The organism is Fusibacter sp., from assembly GCF_057447755.1.
On record NZ_JBVBZF010000274.1, the window covers coordinates 1 to 4,724 of the forward strand.

The following is a 4,724-nucleotide window of genomic DNA, read 5'->3' on the forward strand; positions in this document are numbered from 1 at the left end:
CTTTCCAACTGCTTCAATCGCAACCTTTTGCCACGTACCAACCCCATATACTGCAGATGCTTTGACATAACTTTTATTTTTCTCTGAAATTATTTCAAAGGTCTTTGTTGTATTGCGATCGAAATTAATTGATTTGAGATTAGTAAGGACATAAATGCCCTTGGTACCACTCCGTTGAATTTCTTTATGTGATTGTTCCAACAGAGTAATTACATCGTCTTTCCCAAGATTTGAAAAGTCTTGATGCAGTACTTTCTTCCCGTTTAACGCTTCCCATCTAAATCTTTCCATGATATGTATAGCCTCCTTTCTGAACAACAGCCTTATAAGTATAAGTAGTTTATACCCAAAACTCACCAAAAAAGTCAAAAAAGTACCTTTCGGTACTCTTTTAAGGCTGAGATATTTACTTTTCAAAATATAAATGATGCGCTTTATCATATGACACGCGTTACTTATTTAAGTTAAGAAAGGAAAATAGTTTTTCTAAACTGTCATTTATTATTAAAGATTTCGGGAAACCCACTTCTTCTACAAGTGCTTCAACATAAGTAAAATTACCAATATCCAGCATATAATGTGCATCGCTCCCAAGTATTACTGGCACTTGATATTTTTCGCAAAGTGAGAGTAAATGAATATAGTTTTCTCTAGCATTTTTTCGAAAGGCCGTTGGTGCTAATGAGCTATTGTTTAACTCAAGTAGGACACCATGCTCTTTTGCAGCAATAACCAAGCGCTCATAATCAAGTGGATACCTGCCATCGTCTGGATGCCCGATAATATTGACTTTTGGGTGTTTCATGGCATTAATCAAAGCATCTGTATTGCCTACAACACCTAAATCATCAAAGCATGGTATATGCAAACTGGCTATACCATAATCCAAATGATTCATCTCGCGATCTGGAAGGTCTACTTGACCCTCACGATTAAGAATATTCAGCTCTACGCCTTTTAAAACGCGGAGCCCTTCAACCGTTTCAGGAATAACTCTTAAATTACTAAAGTAAAATTCATGTGTACTACCTGGCATACTAGGTGCATGATCTGAAACACCAAGTAGCTTTAAACCGTTTTTCTTTGCCGCATTGATATTCTCATTTAAGGTGCTGTAAGCATGACCACTTGCAATGGTGTGAGTATGTAGATCTAAAATATAACGCATTCTTTTCCTCGCTTTTCTATACAAATAAATTCATATTTATATCCAATATATGCACATGCATTATAACAAAAGGAAGACAAAATATCAAATTTTATGTTTTAAATTTCAGTGCATTATCATTTAACGCCATAACCTTGTCCTGGCTTTAACGTTCTCATCTAACCGTTTTTAAACATTCTTGCTCTTAGCTGGATGAAAACAAATGATTTATTATAAAAGCCACTGTGAATGATCAACTCACAGTGGCTCAATATTATTTTTTGAAACGTAGTAACTTTAAAACACCTTCATTTTTTGTAATCCAGTTAAAAATAGGTACCCCTGCAAGGGTAATCACAACGAACTCACCGATTGCTACCATTAATGTCCAAAACCAAAATGATTCAGGTGCGCCGAAAACAACTGTGATTTCAAATGCGATGATAAAGCTAAATATTGCAGGCCATAAACTTGCAATAACAAGACTCTTTAGATTATTTCCAAACCACTTTCTCGTTTGAACAATCATTAAAAGACTTACTAAGGATGCGAATGAACCGAAAACAGCATCGATAAGACCGTATGGACCAAGTATATTTGCCATAAAACAGCCAATCACAAGTCCTGGAATATATAAAGGATCAATAAAAGCTAATAATACCATCACTTCAGAAACTCTAAACTGAATTGCTTGATAGCTTAAAAAGTAAAGTGCAAATGTAATCACAACATATAGAGATGCTACGATAGCTGTTCTTACTAAGAAATTTGTTTTGTTATTCATGTGTTTCTCCTCCTACACCAAAATCAGTATTATGCCAAAGTATTTCAAGGCATGGATTCGCCTCTAAATGCGAATAAGTATCTTTAAACCATTGGATTAGGTCAGGATCAGACTTGATTTCCGTTGAGTTATCCTGATAGATATTAATACATCCGTGTTTAAAGTACTTTAAAAGAATCTGAATGTCGCTTTGAATCATTTCACGAGTTTGACCCTTTATACCAACCATTAAGCAAATTGAAGTAAAGTAAGTTGAAACTTCTTGTGGTGAACTGAACTGAACACCCTTTCGAAGCACTTTATTTCTAAAATAATCATCAAATGTCTCTATACCGCATTTAAACGTAATCGGCACATCAAAGAATTGGCGCATTTCATCCAATCTATCGCGATACATATAATGGCTTTCCAGATACAAGTGTTCAATTTTCTTTTCTTCAATCGTTGTTTTAATGTCTCTAAGAGTTTCCTCTGGTAGTTCAAAGCAACTTCCTGAATTGATCACTTCCAGTGCACGTTGCATCCCTGTAACTTTTTTTAATACTGTTTGATTGAGAGTTACTATTTCATGTTCATCTTCCGAATTATCGTGAATATAGTCACAAAAAGTACAAATCCCCCATTGACATTTCCTGGATTTAAGCAGGATAATTTCACGGGGGTTTTTTTGATCAATAACGCTATAACGTTCAATTGTCATAATAATCAACCCCTTGTTTTTTATAGTGGGTACCAAGGAAACACTCTTAAAGACGAATTTAATTATAACACATTTCATATACATGTAAAGCGTTTTTTTCAAGACCCTTTCAAGATTCCATTATGCCCTCTTCAAAATCTAAATCTGCGATAATCTCATCTAAGTTCTCTACAAACACGTCCACTAGATGAGGATCAAAATGCGCACCTTTTAAAGAAAGAATATAACTTATAGCTGTATCTATCGTTTGTGCCGTTTTATAACATCTCCTATGGGTCATAGCGTCAAATACATCCACGATTGCCATCATACGAGCACTAAGAGGTATTTCTCTCTCTCTTATACCTGACGGATAGCCAGAACCATCATACTTCTCATGATGATTTAGAGCAATTTCTGCAGCAAGCTTTAAAATATCGAGTTTGGACTTGCTGAGGATTTGATATCCGATTAAAGCGTGTTCCTTTACAATTGCAAATTCCTCGTCTGTAAGTTTACCCGGTTTTTTCAAGATAGAATCAGGGATTGCAATCTTCCCAACATCATGCATGGTACTTGCAACCTTGATCATCTCCCCTTCAGAATAGGAAAAGTGATTTAAGAGCGCAAAGCGATACATCATATCCGATATCCTTCTGATATGTCCGCCTGTATCATCAAAGTGTTTTTCAACAACTTCCCCCAAGGTTATGATAATTTCCTTCTGCGTATTTGAAATCATGGAGTTGAGAATATAGTTATCCAGTGCTACAGAATAGTTCGTCATAAACAAATTGATAAGATCGAAATCATATAAATTACGATCTCCTTCAATGAAAATATAATTGTTTAGCCGATTTTTCCCGCTTTTCTTTATAATGAAGCCATTGTGTAAATAATTAATCTCTTGAAGACTATTTGAATGTCGATTCATCCATTCATAAACATCTTTAAGCTCTTTCACATCAGAGATGTGCTTGCCTACAAAATCTGTGTATTTTCCAGTTGCGGCCACGATTGTAGGTGCATTCATTTGTTCAAGAGTAACAATTCCACCTAAGAGACCTTCAGATTTTTTTTCTCTCATATAGAGAATATCAGTCTCTTCTGAATAAAACGAGGATAACTGATTTAGTATCCCATTGAAAAAATCATCTATTGAACTATGCTTGAACAAATTCGCACTTGCTTTAATGATCTTTTCAAGTCCCTTTCTGTTTTTATCTATCTTTCGTAAATCTCTATAGTTACGAAGAGCATTGTACAAAGTTGTGGTCAATCTTTGCACAGTCATCTCTGTTTTAAGACGATAATCATTAATATCATAATCTCTTATGATTTTATCTTCGGGAGCCTCACCTGGTTGACCAGTCCTCAATATGATCCGTGTCATTTCATTTTTTAAGTCTTTTCGTAGGTATTCAACAACCTCTAGACCTGAATGATGTTTCTCCATAACGACATCTAAAAAGAGAATTGCAATATCCGTGTTTTGCTTGAGTATTTCTTTAGTTTCATAACCTGAATAAGTATCAATAAATTCTAGTCCATGCCCTTCAAACTCAAATCCCTTGAGAATCATCTTTGTAATCGAATGAACTTCAGCATCATCATCTGCAATGACAATTTTAATCAATTTCTTAGAAGATATTTTCTTAACCTGATCCTCCTTAAGAAAGTCTAAATTCAGTTTCTCTGTATCCCAGCGCTTCATATTCTGCTCCTTATTCTGCCTCTAAATTGATCTCAATAGTAAATTTTGTCCCTTTTTCAAGTTCTGAAGTGCAGTGAATTTTACCATTCAACTGACTCGTGACGATATTATAGACAATGTTGAGTCCTAAACCGCTCCCGCCCTTATTTCGATTCGTTGTAAAAAACGGATCAAATATTTTAGAAACATGCTCATTTGAGATGCCTTTACCATTATCACTATAATCAATTCTTAAAAGCTGATCATTAAGCGATACGTCAATGGTAATTAATCCGCCTTCACTGTTTTCAAACCCATGAATAATAGAGTTCATCATTAGATTGGTCAATATTTGAGAGAATGCACCAGGGAAGCTCACAATTTCTAAAGCCTTATTACAATTTAATACAATCTGGTGAGA

6 protein-coding genes are annotated in these 4,724 nt (G+C 34.9%); all 6 read right to left on the bottom strand.

From position 1 onward, the window contains the following. The coding region (locus tag AC220I_RS18300; RefSeq protein ID WP_486725306.1) for a hypothetical protein at positions 1–291 on the bottom strand (291 nt) is incomplete at its 3' end. 160 nt (positions 292–451) lie between these two features. Then, on the bottom strand, positions 452–1,168 hold the full coding sequence (locus AC220I_RS18305; RefSeq protein ID WP_486725307.1) for a phosphatase: 717 nt from the start codon (positions 1,166–1,168) through the stop codon (positions 452–454). 253 nt (positions 1,169–1,421) lie between these two features. Continuing rightward, positions 1,422–1,931, bottom strand: coding sequence for a QueT transporter family protein (locus tag AC220I_RS18310; RefSeq protein WP_486725308.1), 510 nt, complete (start codon positions 1,929–1,931; stop codon positions 1,422–1,424). Beyond that, complete coding sequence (locus AC220I_RS18315) at positions 1,924–2,625, bottom strand: radical SAM protein (RefSeq protein WP_486725311.1); 702 nt, start codon at positions 2,623–2,625, stop codon at positions 1,924–1,926. Before AC220I_RS18315 ends, AC220I_RS18310 begins: the two co-directional genes overlap by 8 nt. Positions 2,626–2,740: 115 nt before the next feature. Continuing rightward, entirely contained in the window at positions 2,741–4,324 is a 1,584-nt protein-coding gene (locus AC220I_RS18320; protein ID WP_486725309.1) for an HD domain-containing phosphohydrolase, read from the bottom strand. 10 nt (positions 4,325–4,334) lie between these two features. Continuing rightward, on the bottom strand, positions 4,335–4,724 hold a 390-nt coding region (locus tag AC220I_RS18325; RefSeq protein ID WP_486725310.1), incomplete at its 5' end, for a sensor histidine kinase.

Bases quoted from the DNA above. Each gene is read 5' to 3' on its own strand.
- AC220I_RS18310 (WP_486725308.1), bottom strand. From the start codon at position 1,931: ATGAATAACAAAACAAATTTCTTAGTAAGAACAGCTATCGTAGCATCT.
- AC220I_RS18320 (WP_486725309.1), bottom strand. From the start codon at position 4,324: ATGAAGCGCTGGGATACAGAGAAACTGAATTTAGACTTTCTTAAGGAG.
- AC220I_RS18305 (WP_486725307.1), bottom strand. From the start codon at position 1,168: ATGCGTTATATTTTAGATCTACATACTCACACCATTGCAAGTGGTCAT.